Genomic DNA, 16,062 nt, shown 5'->3' on the forward strand with positions numbered 1-16,062 from the left:
TGGGGAAAGCGGCTACCGCGACACCCCGTCCGTGCGGCAAGATCTTTGAATGGAGCGTGATGTACGGCTGTTGCCCAAGGCCCACCTGCACCTGCATTTCACCGGGTCGATGCGGCCCACGACGCTGCTCGAACTCGCCGACAAGTACGGCGTACGGCTGCCCGAGGCCCTGACCGGCGGCGAGCCCCCCAGTCTCCGCGCCACGGACGAGCGCGGCTGGTTCCGCTTCCAGCGGCTCTACGACATCGCCCGGTCCTGTCTGCGGACCGCCGACGACATCCAGCGGCTGGTGCGCGAGGCCGCCGAGGAGGACGTGGCGGACGGCTCCGGCTGGCTGGAGATCCAGGTCGACCCCACCTCGTACGCCCCCCTGCTCGGCGGGCTCATCCCGGCGATCGAGATCATCCTGGACGCCGTGGACAGCGCGTCGCGCGAGACCGGCCTGCCGATCCGGGTGGTGATCGCGGCGAACCGGATGAAGCATCCGCTGGACGCCAGGACGCTGGCACGGCTCGCGGTGCGGTACGCGGACCGGGGCGTGGTCGGGTTCGGGCTCTCCAACGACGAGCGGCGCGGCATGGCCCGCGATTTCGACCGGGCCTTCGCCATCGCCAGGGAGGGCGGCCTGCTGGCGGCCCCGCACGGCGGTGAACTGTCGGGCCCGTCCAGCGTCCGCGACTGCCTGGACGACCTCGACGCCTCGCGGGTCGGGCACGGGGTACGGGCGGCCGAGGATCCGCGGCTGCTGCGCAGGCTGGCGGAGCGCGGGGTGACCTGCGAGGTGTGCCCGGCGTCGAACGTGGCGCTCGGCGTCTACGAGAAGCCGTCCGACGTACCCCTGCGCACTCTGTTCGACGCCGGCGTGCCGATGGCACTCGGCGCGGACGACCCGCTGCTCTTCGGCTCCCGGCTGGCCGCGCAGTACGACCTCGTGCGGCGCCACCACGCGTTCACCGACGAGGAGCTGGCGGAGCTGGCGCGGCAGTCGGTACGGGGTTCGGCGGCGCCGGAAGCGGTACGGGCGGAGCTCCTGGCGGGCGTCGACGACTGGCTGGCCAAGCCTGCGGGCTGACCCGCCTCCGCGCGCGGCCTACCCCGTGAGCCCGCCCAGCAGCATCCGGGTGATCGAGGCGGCGAAGGCGTCGAGCGGCTGCGGAGGACCGCCGGTCTCCGTGGCGTCGTAGGCGAAGGCCCGCTGGGCGCAGGCCCCCATGAGCAGGGAGGCGGCCGCGTAGGTGTCGGCGTCGGCCCGTACCCGGCCCGCGGACTGTTCGGCGCGCAGATACGCGTCGACTCCGCGGATGGGAACGTGGGGGCCGACGCCCAGCTCGCGCATCGCCGCGTTGTGGCGCTCCTTGAGCCTGGGCTCGGCGTACAGGGACGCGGCGATCGGGAAGCTCTGCTCGTAGAAGAGGGCGGCCTCGCGGGCGATCTCGGTGAGGTTCCCCTCCAGCGTGCGCTCCCCCTCCCCCGGGTCGGTGATCAGCCGCTTCAGGACACCGCCGACCATGGGCAGCCGTTCCTTCAGCACCACGACGAAGAGCTCTTCCTTGCTCGGGAAGTGCTTGTAGAGCGCGGCCTCGGAGCAGCCCGCGGCCTTGGCGATCTCCTTGGTGGTGGCCCTGGCCAGTCCGATGGTGAGCATCAGCTGGTGGGCGGCGTCGATGATGCGGGCGCGGGCCGGCTTCTGCTCCATGTGCACTCCAACGAAGCTTGACGAGTGGGTGAGTACACACTCACTCTAGAGGTGAGTGAATACTTACCCACCCTAGGAGGGTGTGCCATGAAGCTCACAGTGTTCGGCGCGACAGGCGGCATCGGGCAGGAGATCGTCCGCCAGGCGGTGGCGGCGGGGCACGAGGTGACGGCGGTGGTCCGCGATCCCGCGCGGCTGCCGGTGCCGCTCTCCGGCCTCACGGTCCACACCGCGGCCCGTATCGACGATCCGGAGGCACTGCGCGAGTCGGTCGCGGGCCGCGACGCGGTGTTCTCCGGCCTGGGCGCGCGGGGCAGGAAGGCCGGCGGGATCGCCGAGCGGCTGACCCGCAGCGTCCTGACGGCCATGGAGGCGGAGGGGACGAGGCGGCTGCTCGTGGTGAGTGCGGCCCCGGTCGCCCCGGAGCCCGCGGACGACCCGCTGCTCGACCGGATGATGCTCGCGGCGATCGGCGCGATCCTGAAGGAGGTCTACGCGGACCTCACCGCCATGGAGGCGGCTCTGGCGGCCTCCGCGACGGACTGGACGTCGGTGCGTCCCCCGAAGCTCACGAACGGTCCGCTGACCGGCGTCTACCGGACGGTCATCGGCAGCAATCCGCGCAGCGGCCGGTCCATCTCCCGGGCCGATGTGGCGCACGCGATGCTGGCGCTGACCGACGATCCGGCGGCGGTGAAGCAGGGGGTGGGCGTGGCGTACTGAGGGCGGGCCCCGCACGAACCCCGCAAGCCCTGCCGGCCCTGCAAGTCCTTCATACCCCTCAAGTCCTGCACGCCCTACAGGCTCACGCCGACGGTCACCGGTTCGTTGACGAGCGTGACACCGAAGGCCGCGTGGACCCCGGCGACGACCTCGCGCGCCAGGGCCAGCAGGTCCTCGGTGCTCGCCGCGCCCCGGTTGGTGAGGGCGAGGGTGTGCTTGGTGGAGATGCGGGCCGGGCCGGAGCCGTATCCCTTGGTGAAACCGGCCCGGTCGATGAGCCAGGCCGCCGAGGTCTTGGTGCGTCCTTCGCCCGCGGGGAAGGCGGGGGGCGTGACGTCCGGTCCGAGGTGCTGGGACACCCGGGCGAGGAACGCCTCGAACTGGGCCGGGTCCAGGATCGGGTTGGTGAAGAAGGAGCCGGCCGACCAGGTGTCGTGGTCCTCGGGGTCGAGCACCATTCCCTTGCCGGCCCGGAGCCGGAGCACGGTTTCGCGGGCGGCCGCGGCGGGAACGCGCTCCCCCTCCTCGACACCCATGGCGCGTGCCGTTTCGGGGTACTTGAGGGGTGCGGACAGGCCGCCCGCCTCTTCCAGCCCGAAGCGGACACGCAACACCACGAACCGGTCGGGTTCGGCCTTGAAGCGACTGTGCCGGTATGCGAAGGCGCACTCGGAGTTCGGGATGGTGACGGTTTCCCGGGTGCGCCGGTCGTAGGCGACGACCTCCGTGATGGTGGACGACACCTCCTGCCCGTACGCCCCGACGTTCTGGATCGGGGTCGCCCCCGCCGAGCCGGGGATGCCGGCGAGGCATTCGAGGCCCGCGAATCCGGCCTCCACGCTACGGGTGACGGCGTCCGTCCAGACCTCTCCGGCGGCCAGTTCGAGCGTCGTCCCGTCCAGCACGAAGCCCTTGGTCGCGATGCGCAGGGCGGTGCCTTCGAAGCCCTTGTCGCCGATGACCAGGTTGCTGCCGCCGCCGATGATCAGGAGCGGGGTGCCGCTGTCGTCGGCCTCGCGCACGGCGTCGACCACGTCGGCATCGCTCGTCGCGGTGAGGAGGCGGGTGGCGGGGCCGCCGAGCCGGAAGGTGGTCAGGGGGGCGAGGGGCGCGTCGTGGAGTTCCTGCACGGGGACAAGACTACGGTCCGTGCCCCGCCTCCCGGGCGGGGGCACGGACCGTATCCGCGCGGCGGCACTCAGGCGGCCACGGAGACCCGCGTCTCCTCCTGCTCCTCCGCCTGCTCGGGCGTCCGGGCGGAACGGCCGGGGATCAGCAGGGCCACGAGGGCGGCGAGCGCCACCACGCCGGCACCGATCCAGACGGCCGGCACGGTCCCGGCCGCGAAGGCCTGCGCGGAGCCGAGCCCGCCCTGCGACGAGAAGACGGTGGCCAGCACGGCGACGCCGAGGGCTCCGCCGACCTCGCGCAGCGCGTTGTTGGCGCCGGAGGCGATGCCTTGTTCGGAGGGGCGGACGCTGGACATCACGAGGCTGGCGGCGGGTGCGAAGTACAGGGCCATACCGACGCCACCGACGATCAGGCCGGGGAGCTGGGCGGCGTAGGAGACGTCGGGGGCGAGAACCATGGCGAACAGGGCGAGGCCGACGGCCTGGAGCGCGAGGCCCGCCACGACGACCGGCCGGCCGCCGAACCGGTCGGCGAGCACACCGGCGACGGGGGCCACCAGCATCGGCATGCCGGTCCAGGGCAGCATGCGCAGGCCCGCCTCCGTGGGCGAGTAGCCCAGGGCGCCCTGGAGGAACTGGCTGAGCAGGAAGATCGAGCCGAACATCCCGAGGAACATCAGCAGACCGGCGATGTTGATCCCGAAGAACGCCCGGTTCCGGAAGAGCCGCATGGGCAGGATCGGGTTCTTGGCGCGGAAGCCGTAGTAGATGAACCCGCCGATCAGCGCGAAGCCGGCGATCAGCGCGGCGAGGACGGTGCCGCTGGTCCAGCCCTCGGCGTTGGCGTTGACCAGGCCGTAGACGATCCCGAAGAGCCCGCCGCTGACCAGCAGGGTGCCGGGTACGTCGAGCCGGGCGTCCGGCGCGTAGGACTCGGCCAGGCGCAGCCGGGCGAGCGGCAGCAGGAGCAGGCCTATGGGGACGTTCAGCCAGAAGATCCACTGCCAGGAGATGTGCTCGGTGAGGCTTCCGCCGATCAGCGGCCCGCTGGCCACCGCGAGTCCGGTCACGGCGCTGAAGACGCCCAGCGCGGCGCCTCGCCGGGCGGGCGGTACGGCGGCCGTGAGGAGGGTGAGCGTCAGCGGCATCATGATGGCCGCGCCGACGCCCTGGACCGCACGGAAGGTGATCAGTTCGTTGATCCCGGGCGAGAGGGCGGCCGCGGCGGAGGCGCCGGTGAAGACGGAGAGGCCGATGAGGAAGAGCCGGCGGCGGCCGAACCGGTCACCGAGGGACGCACCGAACATCAGCAGGACGGCGAAGGTGAGCGTGTACGCGTTCACGGTCCATTCGAGGTCCTCCAGCTCTCCCCCGAGGCTCGTGCGAATGGAGGGGAGTGCGGTCGTGACGACGAGGTTGTCGAGGGCCGCCATGAATCCGGCGATGCTGGTGATGACGAGGGCCCAGACCGCTGGTGAGCGGCCTGTCGTGTGCTGCTTCACTGCTTCCCCTCAGGGTTAGTAATTGATGACTAACTTTCTTGGGCAGAAAACCGGGCCGAGCCCGGGGCGCACCGTTCAGACGGCCGGTCCGGGTGGCTCGCAGAACTTGGACCAGATCCGGTGGCCCACCGGGAAGCCGAGCGACGTCAGCGTGTTGATGAGCATGCCGTACGCGAGGAAGTCGGTCGCCTCCTCGGCGTCACCGCCGACCGCGACAGTGAGCTCGTCGAACATCTGCAGCCAGCCCGCACGCACCGACTCGCCGAACTCGTGGTCCCCGGCGGCCTCCGCGGCCGCGACAGCCGCGTACATCTGCATCTGCATCAGCAGCCGGTCGGGGTCCTCGACGATCAGGCGCTGATACGCCCCGGCCATGGCACTCTGCGCCTCTTCGCCTTCGAGCCCCTCCGCGGCATCCGCGAAGACCCTGCGGGTGTCCGTCAGGCACCGCTCGGAGGCGGCGAGGAACATGGCCTGCTTATTGGGGAAGAGGCGGAAGAGGTAGGGCTGCGAGACGCCCACACGCCTGGCGATCACCTCGGTGGAGGTGGCGCTGTACCCGCCGCGGGCGAACTCGGTGATCGCCGCACGGATGACGCTCTCGCGCCGCTCTTCTGCGCTCATCCTTGCCATGGCAGAAAGTTAGTACTCAATCACTAACTTGGTCAAGCGGTGGACCCCCCGCCCACGCGTAAGGGGCGCGGCCCCATGGACCGCGCCCCTTACCCACACTCCTGACCGCGTCAGCCGAGCTGCACCACGGCGCGGGACATGCCCAGTACCTTCTTGCCGTCACTCATCGCCGTCAGGTCGACCCGCACCCGCTTGTCGTCCAGCAGGGCGGCCACCTTGCCGCTGACCTCGATCATCGCGCCCTTGTCGTCGTTGGGTACGACGACCGGCTTGGTGAACCGGACCCCGTACTCGACGACGGAACCCGGATCGCCGGCCCAGTCCGTGACCACACGGATCGCCTCGGCCATGGTGAACATGCCGTGGGCGATCACGTCCTCCAGCCCGACCTCGCGCGCGAACTTCTCGTTCCAGTGGATCGGGTTGAAGTCGCCCGAGGCGCCCGCGTACTGCACCAGCATCGCGCGGGTGACCGGGAAGGACTGCGGCGGCAGCTCCGTACCGACCTCGACCGAGTCGTAACTCACCTGCACCGTCATCACGCCTCCTCGGCGGCGCGCGCCACCAGCTTCGTCCACGCCGTCACGACATGCTCACCGGACTCGTCATGGACCTCGCCGCGGATGTCCACGATGTCGTTCCCGGCCATGGACTTGACCGCCTCGATCGTCGAGGTGACCGTCAGCCGGTCCCCCGCCCGCACCGGTCGCACGTAGGCGAACTTCTGGTCACCGTGCACCACCCGGCTGTAGTCCAGACCCAGCTGCGGGTCACGCACCACCTGCCCGGCGGCCTTGAAGGTGATCGAGAACACGAACGTCGGCGGCGCGATCACATCGCCGTGACCGAGCGCCCTGGCCGCTTCGGGGTCGACGTACGCGGGATTGGCGTCGCCCACCGCCTCGGCGAACTCTCGGATCTTCTCCCGGCCGACCTCGTACGCCGGGGTGGGCGGATAGGTCCGCCCCACGAAGGACTGGTCGAGCGCCATGAGCTCGCAACCTCCTGATGAAAGACGAAGGGGCCGGAGTAACGGCCCAGTACAACGACACGAGGCCGCCCCCAATGGGGACGGCCTCGTGTACGAGCCTGATTCAGCGCGTTTCGCGGTGCGCAGTGTGCGAGTTGCAGCGCGGGCAATGCTTCTTCATCTCAAGTCGGTCCGGGTTGTTACGCCGGTTCTTCTTGGTGATGTAGTTCCGCTCCTTGCACTCCACGCAGGCCAGCGTGATCTTCGGGCGGACGTCGGTGGCAGCCACGTGAGTGCTCCTTGGACGGACGGTGGACGGATGAACGCAAAAAAAAGAGTAGCCGATCGGAGGACCGACCCCACAATCGGCTACTGTTAGTAGCGGTGACCGGACTTGAACCGGTGACACAGCGATTATGAGCCGCTTGCTCTACCGACTGAGCTACACCGCTTTGATGACTGAGTCCCCCCGCCGAAGCGGGGTTCCCCGATCACCAGAGCCCCAATGCGGAATCGAACCGCAGACCTTCTCCTTACCATGGAGACGCTCTACCGACTGAGCTATTGGGGCGAGCGATGAAGACATTACACGGTCGGTCGCCGATCGCCCAAATCCGTTTCGAAGCCCCATCCCGAGCCCTTGATCAGCACCGCTCCGGGCTCCTGCCGGGCACCGCTCCGGGCCCTTGATCAGCGACTTGATCAGCCACTCGCCCACCCCCGGCCCCGCAGGTGGGCCCACGCCCCCACGCACCGCTGCACCGCGCCGGTACGACTATTCCGCGCCTCCTCGAACCGGGCCGGGCACACCCCTAGGCTCGTCTCACTCTGCGTGATCTTCTCCCCCTCCCAGGAGCCGCGATGCCCGACAGCCAGCCGCGGCAGCCGGACGACCACGCGGCCGGCGCCACCGCCGGCCCGGAGGGCGCCGCGCTGACTCTCTGCGGCGCCCGGCTCACCGACGGCCGCATCGTGGACGTACGTCTCGGCGGCAGCCGCATCGAGGCCGTCGGCACCGCCGGAAGCCTCGTCGCACCCGGCGTCCGCGTGGACCTGCGCGGCCACCTGCTGCTTCCCGCCCCCGCCGAACCGCACGCCCACGGCGACACCGCGCTCACCGCCGACGACGCCGGACCCGACACCCCGGGGCCCGCCTCGCAGCACCCCGACGACATCCAGCGGCGCGCCACCGAGGCCGCGTTGCTGCAACTCGGGCACGGCGCGACCGCCCTGCGCTCACACGTGCGGATCGGCGACATACAGGGCCTCGGCGCCCTCGAAGCCGTCCTGCAGGCCCGCCGCTCGCTGCGCGGGCTCACCGATCTCACCGCGGTCGCCGTCCCCCGGCTGCTCACCGGCGTCGCGGGCGCCGGCAACCTGGCCATGCTCCGCGACGCGCTGAAGATGGGAGCCGGTGCGGTCGGTGGCTGCCCCGACCTCGATCCGGATCCGGCGGGGTACACGGAGGCCGTCCTGGAGGTCGCCGCCGAGCACAGCTGCCCCGTCGACCTGCACACGGACAGTGACGATCCGGCCCGGCTGGCCCGGTTCGCGGTGATGGCGGGCGGAATGCGGCAAGGAGTCGCCATCGGCCCCTGCGCGGGTCTCTCCCGGCTTCCCGACGAGGCCGCCGCCCGGGCCGCCGACCAGCTCGCCGCAGCCGGTGTGACGGTCATCTGCCTCCCCCAGGGCGGCTGCTGCGGGGCCGAGCGCCGGGGTGTCGCCCCCGTACGGCTGCTGCGCGCGGCCGGAGTGCGGGTCGCGGCGGGCAGCGGGGCGCTGCGCGACCTCGACAACCCGGTGGGGCGCGGCGACCCGCTGGAAGCCGCCTTCCTGCTGGCGTCACAGAGCGGGCTGCGGCCCGAGCACGCCTACGAGGCCGTCTCCGCGGAGGCCAGGCGCGCCATGGGGCTGCCCGAGGTGCGGGTCGAGGCGGGCTTCCCCGCCGAACTGCTCGCGGTGCGCGGGGAGGGGCTGGCCGGGGTGCTGTCGCTGGCGTACAGCCGCGTCGTGGTGCACCGCGGCAGGGTGGTCGCCCGGACCAGTGCGGTGCGCGAGTACCGCGACTCCGAGACGGGCGGCTCGTTCGGACTGCCACGTCAGGGGCGACCGGATTCCGGGACAGGCGGCGGGCCTTGAGCGCGGCGGCGCTCCGCGGCGTACCGTCGACTTCATGCGCATTGTCATCGCAGGTGGACATGGTCAGATCGCGCTGCGGCTGGAGCGGCTGCTCGCTGCGCGCGGGGACGAGGCGGCGGGCATCATCCGCAACCCGCAGCAGAGCGAGGACCTCCGCGCCGTGGGCGCCGAACCCGTGGTCCTGGACCTCGAGTCGGCCACCGTGGAGGAGGCCGCCGAGGTGCTGAGCGGCGCCGACGCGGCGGTCTTCGCGGCCGGTGCCGGCCCCAACAGCGGTACGGATCGCAAGGACACGGTGGACCGGGGGGCAGCCGTGCTCTTCGCGGACGCGGCGGAACGGGCGGGGGTGCGGCGTTACATCGTGGTGTCGTCCATGGGCGCCGACCCGGACCACCCCGGCGACGAGGTGTTCGACGTCTACCTGCGGGCCAAGGGGGCGGCGGACGCGTACGTGCGCTCCCGGACGGCCCTCGACTGGACGATCCTGCGCCCCGGGATGCTGACCAACGACGCGGGCACCGGACAGGTCCTGCTCGCCGCGTCGACCGGGCGCGGCCCGGTGCCGCGCGACGATGTGGCGGCGGCGCTCCTGGAGTTGCTGGACACCCCGGCGACGGCGGGGCTGACGCTGGAACTGATCTCGGGCAATGTCCCGGTGTCGGTCGCGGTCAAGGACATCGCCGGGAACTGACCCCGGTTCCGCGTCACCGTCCGCCCCGCTCAGTCTCCGGTCGCGGGGCGGACGGTGATGCCGTGCCGCTCCAGCAGGGCGGCGGTGACCCCGTCGCCCTCCCGCAGTTCGCCGGCGAACGTACCGTCATAAACCGCCCCGCGCCCGCACGACGGGCTGCGGGCCATCAGCAGCGCCTCGGTGCAGCCCGCCCCTCGCGCGGCCTCCAGCGCTCGCCCGGCGCCGTCCACGAATGCCTCGGTCACATCGTGTCCGGTGTCGTCCACGACACGGGCCCGGCCGTCCAGCACGTCGTGCCCGTCGCCGCCGACGATCTCGGCGGGACGACGGGGCGTGGGCAGTCCCGCGGCGACCTCCGGACAGAAGGCGACGAGCCGCCGCCCGGCGAGGGCCGCGGCCATCTCCGCCGAGGCCTTGCCGCGCCCGTCGAACCGGCAGGGAACACCCCGCAGACACGCGCTGACCAGTACGGATTCCATGTTCACGCCCTTCTTCACAGGACAACATGACACAACAGAGAAGACCCCCGTCCGAAGGACGGGGGTCTTGCTATGTGGCGGCGCCAGGGTTCGAACCTGGGTAGGCGAAGCCGGCAGATTTACAGTCTGCTCCCTTTGGCCACTCGGGCACACCGCCAAGGGATGTTGCCCTGAGACCCCGCCTTGCGGCGGCGCTCTGTGGCAACGACGTAAACGATACCTGATGCCCGGGGGTGCTACGCCACTGGATTGACCAGCGGCCGGGACGGGCGTGGGCGGCAGACAGGCCCTTAGGCTTGGTCGGTCCGAGCACTTCCTTTCCAGCACCCCGATACAAGGAGCCACACGTCATGGCCGACTCCAGTTTCGACATCGTCTCGAAGGTCGAGCGGCAGGAGGTCGACAACGCCCTCAACCAGGCCGCGAAGGAGATCTCCCAGCGCTACGACTTCAAGGGCACCGGGGCGTCGATCTCCTGGTCCGGCGAGAAGATCCTGATGGAGGCGAGCGGCGAGGAGCGGGTCAAGGCGATCCTCGACATCTTCCAGTCCAAGCTGATCAAGCGCGGCATCTCGCTGAAGTCGCTGGACGCGGGCGAGCCGCAGTTGTCCGGCAAGGAGTACAAGCTGTTCTGCACGATCGAGGAAGGCATCTCCCAGGAGAACGCCAAGAAGGTCGCGAAGGTCATTCGTGACGAGGGCCCCAAGGGCGTCAAGGCTCAGGTCCAGGGCGACGAGCTGCGGGTCAGCTCCAAGAGCCGGGACGACCTGCAGGCCGTGCAGGCGCTGGTGAAGGGCCAGGACTTCGACTTCGACGTCCAGTTCGCGAACTACCGGTAGGACGCGGCGGTCCGGGCCCGGGCGGAATGTGCCGCTCCGCGCCCGGACTGCATGTCCGAATACCGCCGGTCGCGGCCGTTCGGGCGACGCAGACTGGTCCGTGGCAGCCGGTGATCCGGCGGGCCGACGGACGAGGAGAGGGACGAGCCATGACCATGTACGCGACGGTCGACAGCCCGCTGGGCGAGCTGCTGCTGGCCGGCGACGAGGCCGCGGGTCCTGCCGGTACCGCGGCGGGGATCGCGCTCCTCTCGCTCTCCCTGCCCGGCCAGAAGGGTGCGGCGGTCGTCCAGGACGGCTGGCTGCACGAGCCTGCGGCGTTCGCGGGGGTCGCCGTACAGCTGCGGGAGTACTTCGAGGGGCGCCGGACCCGCTTCGACCTCGTGTACGCCGACGGCCGGGGCACGGACTTCCAGCGCCGGGTCTGGGCCGCGCTGGACGGTGTTCCGTACGGCGAGACGGTGTCGTACGGGCAGATCGCCGAGCGGGTCGGTTCGCCGGGGGCGGGGGTCCGGGCCGTGGGGACGGCGATCGGGCGCAATCCGCTGCTCGTCGTGCGGCCGTGCCACCGGGTGATCGGTGCGGACGGGGCGCTGCGGGGTTACGCGGGCGGCCTGGAGCGCAAGGAGCAGCTTCTTGGGCTTGAGGGCGCCCTGGCGGTGGGCTGATGACCGGACTCTTCCCGAGGCCGCGGGCCGTGGTCGCACCGGGCGCCGTGCACGTACCCGAGTGGCTGACCGTCGAGCAGCAGCGGGAGTTGGTGGCGGCGTGCCGTGCGTGGGCGCGCGGGCCCGTTCCGCTGCGGCACACGGCGCTGCCGGGCGGCGGGGTGATGTCGGTGTCGACGGTGTGCCTGGGGTGGCACTGGCAGCCGTACCGGTACACGCGCACGGCGGACGACGTGAACGGTGCGCCGGTCGCCCCGTTCCCGGAGTGGCTCGCGGAGCTGGGGCGGGCTGCGGTGGCGGAGGCGTACGGGACGGAGAGTCCGGCGGGGACGTACGCGCCCGACGCCGCGCTGATCAACTTCTATGACGACGCCGCGCGGATGGGCATGCACCAGGACAAGGAGGAACGGTCCGGTGCCCCCGTCGTGTCGCTCAGCATCGGCGACACCTGCGTCTTCCGCTTCGGCAACGCGGAGAACCGGGGGCGGCCCTACACGGACGTGGAGTTGGCCTCCGGGGACCTGTTCGTCTTCGGCGGGCCGTCGCGTCACGCGTTCCACGGAGTGCCGCGGATCCGTCCCGGAACGGCGGGTCCCGGGACGGGGATGAGCGGAGGCCGGCTCAATCTGACGCTGCGCGAGACGGGGCTCGGCGCCCCGGGGCTCGGGGCGCGGGAGCGTCAGCGGCGTCCGCGGGAGTCCCCGAACAGCAGCCGGTAGCCGACCAGCAGGACGAGCGAACCGCCGACGGCCGAGACCCAGGTCGCCGGGTCGAAGAAGTCCTCGTTGTTGATCGTGCGGTCCAGGAAGCGTGTCGCTATCCAGCCGCCCAGGAAGGCGCCGACGATCCCGATGAGGGTGGTCCCCACGAGACCGCCGGGGTCGCGTCCCGGCAGCAGGATCTTGGCGATGACGCCTGCGACAAGTCCAAGAATGATCCAGCCAATAATGGTCATGCGTGCGAACCTACCCGTCACTCGGTCTTGGAATCCAAGACGTTCCTGCCGGTCGGGTGGTTGCGGAGCCCGGGCTGCCAACTGCTCTGAACTGCTGTGACCTGCCTGTGCTCCGCCCGCCGCACGGACCGCTACCAGCCGGCGAACTGCTCGTCCGTGCGCACGATCTCCTTGCCGAAGGGCATCAGCGAGACCGGGATCAGCTTGAAGTTCGCGATGCCCAGCGGGATGCCGATGATCGTGATGCACAGGGCGATGCCGGTGGTGATGTGACCGAGCGCCAGCCACCAGCCGGCGAGGACCAGCCAGAGCACGTTGCCCACGCAGGAGGGGCCACCCGCGTCCCGGCGGTCGACGACGCGGTAGCCGAAGGGCCACAGCGCGTAGACGCCGATACGGAAGGCCGCCAGGCCGAACGGGATGCCGATGATCGTGATGCACAGCAGGAGTCCCGCGAGGATGTAACCGAGGAACATCCAGAAGCCGCACAGGACCAGCCAAATGACGTTCAGAATTGTCTTCACGGGCGATGACCTGCCATCTGCTCGAGTCGGGCGATGCGCTCCGCCATGGGCGGGTGGGTCGAGAACATCTTGGACATGCCCTGCCCGGGGCGGAACGGGTTCGCGATCATCATGTGGCTCGCGGTCTCGATCCGGGGCTCGGGGGGCAGCGGAAGCTGTTTGGTGCCGGCGTCCAGCTTGCGCAGGGCGCTGGCCAGGGCCAGCGGGTCGCCGGTCAACTGGGCGCCCGAGGCGTCCGCCTCGTACTCCCGGGAGCGACTGACGGCCAGTTGGATCACGGACGCCGCCAGCGGGCCCAGGATCATGATCAACAGCATGCCGAGGATGCCGGGGCCGTCGTCGTCGTTGGAGCGGCCGATCGGGATCAGCCAGGCGAAGTTGACGAGGAACATGACGACGGAGGCGAGCGCTCCGGCGACGGACGAGATCAGGATGTCGCGGTTGTAGACGTGGCTGAGCTCGTGGCCGAGGACACCGCGCAGTTCCCGTTCGTCCAGGATCTGGAGGATGCCCTCGGTGCAGCAGACCGCGGCGTTGCGCGGGTTGCGGCCGGTCGCGAAGGCGTTGGGTGCCTGTGTCGGGGAGATGTAGAGGCGCGGCATGGGCTGGCGGGCCGCGGTGGAGAGTTCACGGACCATGCGGTAGAGCTGGGGCGCCTCGAACTCGCTCACCGGGCGGGCGCGCATGGCCCGCAGCGCCAGCTTGTCGCTGTTCCAGTACGCGTAGGCGTTGGTGCCGACGGCTACGAGGAGCGCGACGATCAGGCCCGTACGTCCGAAGAAGCTGCCGATGAGAATGATGAGTGCGGACAGGCCGCCGAGGAGTACGGCGGTTCTCAGCCCGTTGTGCCGGCGGTGCACGGTACGCCCTCCAAGTGGTGCAGCAGGGGAACCCTTGCTCGGTGGTGCTCCACTCCCCAGTGGAGCCTCCCGTACTGGTCAACGCCAGGCGGGGAAAGCTAGTTCCCTTGTGCTCACGGCCGCAGGCCCCGGCCCGCTCCGGGCGTTCGTGCCGGAGCGGGCCGTAGGCCGTACGGGTGGAGGGGTGCCGCCGGGTCAGCGCTGGACGGGGAGTTTCACGAGCGCCAGCGCCTCGGGGTCGGGCTCGACGTCACTGGTGCAGTGGCCGCAGCGGGAGGCGACGGCCGGGATCTCCGTGTAGCAGCGGGGGCAGTCGCGCAGGGCGGCCTTGATGTCGGCCTGCTCCTCTTCTTCCTTTGCCGTGAAGCGGTTCTGGACCTTGGCCATGGGCACGACGACGAGGAAGTAGAGCACCGCGGCGGTGATGAGGAAGGCGATGGCGGCGCTGACGAAGAGGCCGTAGGGGAACTTCACCCCGTCAACGCTGAACGTGGCCTTGCTGAAGTCGCCGGTTCCGCGGGTGAAGATGCCGATCAGCGGCACGATGAACGCGTTGCTGAACCCGGTGACGACCGCGGTGAAAGCGGCTCCGACGGCGAGGCCGATCGCCATCGAGATCACGTTTCCGCGAAGGATGAAGTCCTTGAACCCGTTCAGCACTGCTTTGGCTCCTCTGTTGTGATGTGAAGGTTGTATGCGCCGTGCGCGGGCATGACCTTGCCCTGTTCGGGCTGCCGGGAGCAAACCGATCTTGCGGTTGTGGGCAGAGGGCGTCAGAACAGGTTGACGTCGGCGAACCTGAGGACGGTCTGCGGGGCGCCCGACAGGGCGATGCCGGCGACGGCGGTGAGGACGATCGCGATCGTGAGCGGCACCGGGGTGCGGTGGCGGGTGACGGGCTGTTCCGTACCGTCCTCGGCGGGGCTGCGGAACAGGGCCGCGGTCCACTGGAGGTAGTAGTAGAGCGCGATCACGACGTTCACGGCCATCACGACGGCGAGCCAGCCCAGTCCGGCGTCGACGGCCGCGGAGAAGACCGTGACCTTGGCGAAGAGTCCGATGATGCCCGGCGGCAGTCCGGCCAGGCAGAGCAGGAAGAAGCCCATGGAGAGGGCTGCGAGCGGGCGGGTGGCGTACAGGCCGCGGTAGTCGGCGACGCGGTTGCCGGGGTGGGTGCGTGCGACCAGGGCGGCGACCGCGAACGCGCCGAGGTTCACGACGGCGTACATCAGGGCGTACGCGACGGTGGAGCCGATCTGGCGGTCCCCGGCGTACGCGGCGGCGGCGATCGGCACCAGGAGGTAGCCGGCCTGGGCGACGGACGACCAGGCGAGCAGGCGTACGGCGCTGCGGGCGCGGGTGGCGCTCTGGCGCAGCGCGGCGACGTTGCCGACCGTCATGGTGAGCGCGGCGAGGACGGCGAGGGCGGGGCCCCACACGTCCGCGTACGACGGGAACGCGACCACGGTGACGAGGATGAGGCCGGAGAAGCCGACCGCCTTGCCGACGACCGAGAGATAGGCGGCGATCGGCAGCGGGGCACCGACGTAGGTGTCGGGAACCCAGAAGTGGAAGGGCGCGGCGGCCGTCTTGAAGGCGAAGCCGACGAGCGTGAGGGCGACCCCCGCCTGAGCGAGGGTGGAGAGCTGACCGGGGACGTCGTCGAGGCGGTCGGCGATATCGGTGAGGTGGAGGGTGCCGGTCGCCGCGTACACGAAGCTGACGCCGAGGAGCATCACGGCGGTCGCGACGACGGAGGAGAGGAAGAACTTCAGCGCGGCCTCGGAGGAGCGCCGGTCGCCGCGCTTGATGCCGACGAGGGCGAAGGCGGGCAGCGAGGCGACTTCGAGGGCGACGACGAGGGTGGCGAGGTCGCGGGCGGCGGGCAGGAGTGCGGCGCCTGCGGCGGAGGACAGCAGCAGGAACCAGAATTCTCCGGCGGGCAGCTTGCGGGTGTCGCCGATGGAGAGCAGTGCGGTGAGCAGGGCGCCGCCGAGCACGAGGGCCTGGATGACCAGGGTGAAGTGGTCGGCGGTGTAGCTGCAGGCGCGGGTGCCGGTGGTGAGGCAGAAGGTGGAGCGGTCGCCTTCGTGGAGCGGAATGATGAGCGCGAGCGCGGCGACGAGTCCGGCTACGGCGCCGTAGCCGAGGAGCGGCTTGCGTGCCGCGGGGACGAAGAGGTCGGCGACCAGGACGACGAGGGCGACGGCCGCGACGGTGACCGGGGGCGCGATCGCGAGCCAGTCGACGGAC

General features: G+C 70.8%; 20 protein-coding genes and 3 tRNA genes. 7 read left to right on the plus strand and 16 right to left on the minus strand.

Annotated features, from left to right (window positions below; translation table 11 throughout):
* Window positions 1–49: 49 nt before the first annotated feature.
* Entirely contained in the window at window positions 50–1,072 is a 1,023-nt protein-coding gene (locus ACIBJG_RS26100) for an adenosine deaminase (protein ID WP_399310869.1), read from the plus strand.
* Window positions 1,073–1,090: 18 nt separating this feature from the next.
* Here the strand turns inward: ACIBJG_RS26100 and ACIBJG_RS26105 are convergent, their stop codons facing one another.
* On the minus strand, window positions 1,091–1,696 hold the full coding sequence (locus ACIBJG_RS26105; protein WP_399310871.1) for a TetR/AcrR family transcriptional regulator: 606 nt from the start codon (window positions 1,694–1,696) through the stop codon (window positions 1,091–1,093).
* A gap of 87 nt (window positions 1,697–1,783) precedes the next feature.
* On the opposite strand from ACIBJG_RS26105, the gene ACIBJG_RS26110 reads away from it, so the two are divergent.
* Entirely contained in the window at window positions 1,784–2,419 is a 636-nt protein-coding gene (locus tag ACIBJG_RS26110) for an NAD(P)-dependent oxidoreductase (protein ID WP_399310873.1), read from the plus strand.
* Window positions 2,420–2,493: 74 nt separating this feature from the next.
* On the opposite strand, the gene ACIBJG_RS26115 is transcribed toward ACIBJG_RS26110, so the two are convergent.
* From ACIBJG_RS26115 to ACIBJG_RS26150, 8 genes are all read right to left on the minus strand, one after another.
* Window positions 2,494–3,549: a UDP-N-acetylmuramate dehydrogenase gene (locus tag ACIBJG_RS26115; RefSeq protein WP_399310875.1), complete on the minus strand. Its 1,056-nt coding sequence runs from the start codon at window positions 3,547–3,549 to the stop codon at window positions 2,494–2,496.
* Between the two features lie 68 nt (window positions 3,550–3,617).
* A complete protein-coding gene (locus ACIBJG_RS26120; protein WP_399310877.1) occupies window positions 3,618–5,051 on the minus strand; it encodes an MFS transporter in 1,434 nt (477 codons plus the stop codon).
* A gap of 75 nt (window positions 5,052–5,126) precedes the next feature.
* Window positions 5,127–5,675: a TetR/AcrR family transcriptional regulator gene (locus tag ACIBJG_RS26125; protein ID WP_399310879.1), complete on the minus strand. Its 549-nt coding sequence runs from the start codon at window positions 5,673–5,675 to the stop codon at window positions 5,127–5,129.
* A gap of 119 nt (window positions 5,676–5,794) precedes the next feature.
* Window positions 5,795–6,223 carry a MaoC family dehydratase gene (locus ACIBJG_RS26130; RefSeq protein ID WP_399310880.1) on the minus strand — a complete coding sequence of 143 codons (429 nt, stop codon included), beginning with the start codon at window positions 6,221–6,223 and terminating at the stop codon, window positions 5,795–5,797.
* The gene (locus ACIBJG_RS26135) at window positions 6,223–6,675 is read right to left on the minus strand and encodes a MaoC family dehydratase N-terminal domain-containing protein (protein ID WP_399310882.1); all 453 of its coding nucleotides are present in this window, start codon (window positions 6,673–6,675) and stop codon (window positions 6,223–6,225) included. Before ACIBJG_RS26135 ends, ACIBJG_RS26130 begins: the two co-directional genes overlap by 1 nt.
* A 103-nt stretch (window positions 6,676–6,778) precedes the next feature.
* Window positions 6,779–6,943 (minus strand): 50S ribosomal protein L33, encoded by a 165-nt coding sequence (gene rpmG, locus ACIBJG_RS26140; protein ID WP_003956487.1) that lies wholly within the window; start codon window positions 6,941–6,943, stop codon window positions 6,779–6,781.
* A 90-nt stretch (window positions 6,944–7,033) separates the two neighbouring features.
* A tRNA-Met gene (locus ACIBJG_RS26145) sits at window positions 7,034–7,106 on the minus strand.
* Between the two features lie 46 nt (window positions 7,107–7,152).
* Window positions 7,153–7,225 (minus strand) — tRNA-Thr (locus ACIBJG_RS26150).
* A 290-nt stretch (window positions 7,226–7,515) separates the two neighbouring features.
* Between ACIBJG_RS26150 and ACIBJG_RS26155 the strand changes: the two genes are divergently transcribed.
* On the plus strand, window positions 7,516–8,793 hold the full coding sequence (locus ACIBJG_RS26155; protein WP_399310884.1) for an amidohydrolase family protein: 1,278 nt from the start codon (window positions 7,516–7,518) through the stop codon (window positions 8,791–8,793).
* Between the two features lie 34 nt (window positions 8,794–8,827).
* A complete protein-coding gene (locus ACIBJG_RS26160) occupies window positions 8,828–9,484 on the plus strand; it encodes an SDR family oxidoreductase (RefSeq protein ID WP_399310886.1) in 657 nt (218 codons plus the stop codon).
* 29 nt (window positions 9,485–9,513) lie between these two features.
* On the opposite strand, the gene ACIBJG_RS26165 is transcribed toward ACIBJG_RS26160, so the two are convergent.
* Both ACIBJG_RS26165 and ACIBJG_RS26170 read right to left on the minus strand, forming a co-directional pair.
* Window positions 9,514–9,963, minus strand: coding sequence for a DUF523 domain-containing protein (locus tag ACIBJG_RS26165; protein WP_399310888.1), 450 nt, complete (start codon window positions 9,961–9,963; stop codon window positions 9,514–9,516).
* Window positions 9,964–10,038: 75 nt separating this feature from the next.
* Window positions 10,039–10,120: transfer RNA gene (locus ACIBJG_RS26170), tRNA-Tyr, on the minus strand.
* 193 nt (window positions 10,121–10,313) lie between these two features.
* Between ACIBJG_RS26170 and ACIBJG_RS26175 the strand changes: the two genes are divergently transcribed.
* From ACIBJG_RS26175 to ACIBJG_RS26185, 3 genes are all read left to right on the plus strand, one after another.
* The gene (locus ACIBJG_RS26175; RefSeq protein WP_359078262.1) at window positions 10,314–10,802 is read left to right on the plus strand and encodes a YajQ family cyclic di-GMP-binding protein; all 489 of its coding nucleotides are present in this window, start codon (window positions 10,314–10,316) and stop codon (window positions 10,800–10,802) included.
* Between the two features lie 149 nt (window positions 10,803–10,951).
* Entirely contained in the window at window positions 10,952–11,470 is a 519-nt protein-coding gene (locus ACIBJG_RS26180; RefSeq protein ID WP_399310889.1) for a methylated-DNA--[protein]-cysteine S-methyltransferase, read from the plus strand.
* Window positions 11,470–12,189 carry an alpha-ketoglutarate-dependent dioxygenase AlkB family protein gene (locus ACIBJG_RS26185; RefSeq protein WP_399310891.1) on the plus strand — a complete coding sequence of 240 codons (720 nt, stop codon included), beginning with the start codon at window positions 11,470–11,472 and terminating at the stop codon, window positions 12,187–12,189. Before ACIBJG_RS26180 ends, ACIBJG_RS26185 begins: the two co-directional genes overlap by 1 nt.
* On the opposite strand, the gene ACIBJG_RS26190 is transcribed toward ACIBJG_RS26185, so the two are convergent.
* From ACIBJG_RS26190 to ACIBJG_RS26210, 5 genes are all read right to left on the minus strand, one after another.
* Window positions 12,150–12,425: a GlsB/YeaQ/YmgE family stress response membrane protein gene (locus ACIBJG_RS26190; protein ID WP_399310893.1), complete on the minus strand. Its 276-nt coding sequence runs from the start codon at window positions 12,423–12,425 to the stop codon at window positions 12,150–12,152. The two genes, ACIBJG_RS26185 and ACIBJG_RS26190, sit on opposite strands and share 40 nt — an antisense overlap.
* Before the next feature lie 131 nt (window positions 12,426–12,556).
* Window positions 12,557–12,949 (minus strand): YccF domain-containing protein, encoded by a 393-nt coding sequence (locus ACIBJG_RS26195; protein WP_399310895.1) that lies wholly within the window; start codon window positions 12,947–12,949, stop codon window positions 12,557–12,559.
* Window positions 12,946–13,809: a zinc metalloprotease HtpX gene (htpX, locus tag ACIBJG_RS26200; protein WP_399310897.1), complete on the minus strand. Its 864-nt coding sequence runs from the start codon at window positions 13,807–13,809 to the stop codon at window positions 12,946–12,948. Before htpX ends, ACIBJG_RS26195 begins: the two co-directional genes overlap by 4 nt.
* Before the next feature lie 195 nt (window positions 13,810–14,004).
* Window positions 14,005–14,469, minus strand: a complete 465-nt coding sequence (gene mscL / locus ACIBJG_RS26205) for a large conductance mechanosensitive channel protein MscL (protein WP_399310898.1) — start codon at window positions 14,467–14,469, stop codon at window positions 14,005–14,007.
* Between the two features lie 113 nt (window positions 14,470–14,582).
* Window positions 14,583–16,043 carry an NADH-quinone oxidoreductase subunit N gene (locus ACIBJG_RS26210; protein ID WP_399311163.1) on the minus strand — a complete coding sequence of 487 codons (1,461 nt, stop codon included), beginning with the start codon at window positions 16,041–16,043 and terminating at the stop codon, window positions 14,583–14,585.
* Window positions 16,044–16,062 lie beyond the last annotated feature (19 nt).

The organism is Streptomyces sp. NPDC050422 (assembly GCF_044458665.1).
Classification (GTDB): Bacteria; Actinomycetota; Actinomycetes; order Streptomycetales; family Streptomycetaceae; genus Streptomyces.

What these genes read in the sequence shown, in the direction of transcription:
- ACIBJG_RS26100 (WP_399310869.1), top strand. Translation starts at nt 50, where the DNA reads ATGGAGCGTGATGTACGGCTGTTGCCCAAGGCCCACCTGCACCTGCAT.
- ACIBJG_RS26180 (WP_399310889.1), top strand. Translation starts at nt 10,952, where the DNA reads ATGACCATGTACGCGACGGTCGACAGCCCGCTGGGCGAGCTGCTGCTG.
- ACIBJG_RS26125 (WP_399310879.1), bottom strand. Translation starts at nt 5,675, where the DNA reads ATGAGCGCAGAAGAGCGGCGCGAGAGCGTCATCCGTGCGGCGATCACC.
- ACIBJG_RS26105 (WP_399310871.1), bottom strand. Translation starts at nt 1,696, where the DNA reads ATGGAGCAGAAGCCGGCCCGCGCCCGCATCATCGACGCCGCCCACCAG.
- ACIBJG_RS26160 (WP_399310886.1), top strand. Translation starts at nt 8,828, where the DNA reads ATGCGCATTGTCATCGCAGGTGGACATGGTCAGATCGCGCTGCGGCTG.
- ACIBJG_RS26190 (WP_399310893.1), bottom strand. Translation starts at nt 12,425, where the DNA reads ATGACCATTATTGGCTGGATCATTCTTGGACTTGTCGCAGGCGTCATC.
- ACIBJG_RS26175 (WP_359078262.1), top strand. Translation starts at nt 10,314, where the DNA reads ATGGCCGACTCCAGTTTCGACATCGTCTCGAAGGTCGAGCGGCAGGAG.
- ACIBJG_RS26165 (WP_399310888.1), bottom strand. Translation starts at nt 9,963, where the DNA reads ATGGAATCCGTACTGGTCAGCGCGTGTCTGCGGGGTGTTCCCTGCCGG.
- ACIBJG_RS26155 (WP_399310884.1), top strand. Translation starts at nt 7,516, where the DNA reads ATGCCCGACAGCCAGCCGCGGCAGCCGGACGACCACGCGGCCGGCGCC.
- ACIBJG_RS26130 (WP_399310880.1), bottom strand. Translation starts at nt 6,223, where the DNA reads ATGACGGTGCAGGTGAGTTACGACTCGGTCGAGGTCGGTACGGAGCTG.
- ACIBJG_RS26110 (WP_399310873.1), top strand. Translation starts at nt 1,784, where the DNA reads ATGAAGCTCACAGTGTTCGGCGCGACAGGCGGCATCGGGCAGGAGATC.
- ACIBJG_RS26185 (WP_399310891.1), top strand. Translation starts at nt 11,470, where the DNA reads ATGACCGGACTCTTCCCGAGGCCGCGGGCCGTGGTCGCACCGGGCGCC.
- ACIBJG_RS26135 (WP_399310882.1), bottom strand. Translation starts at nt 6,675, where the DNA reads ATGGCGCTCGACCAGTCCTTCGTGGGGCGGACCTATCCGCCCACCCCG.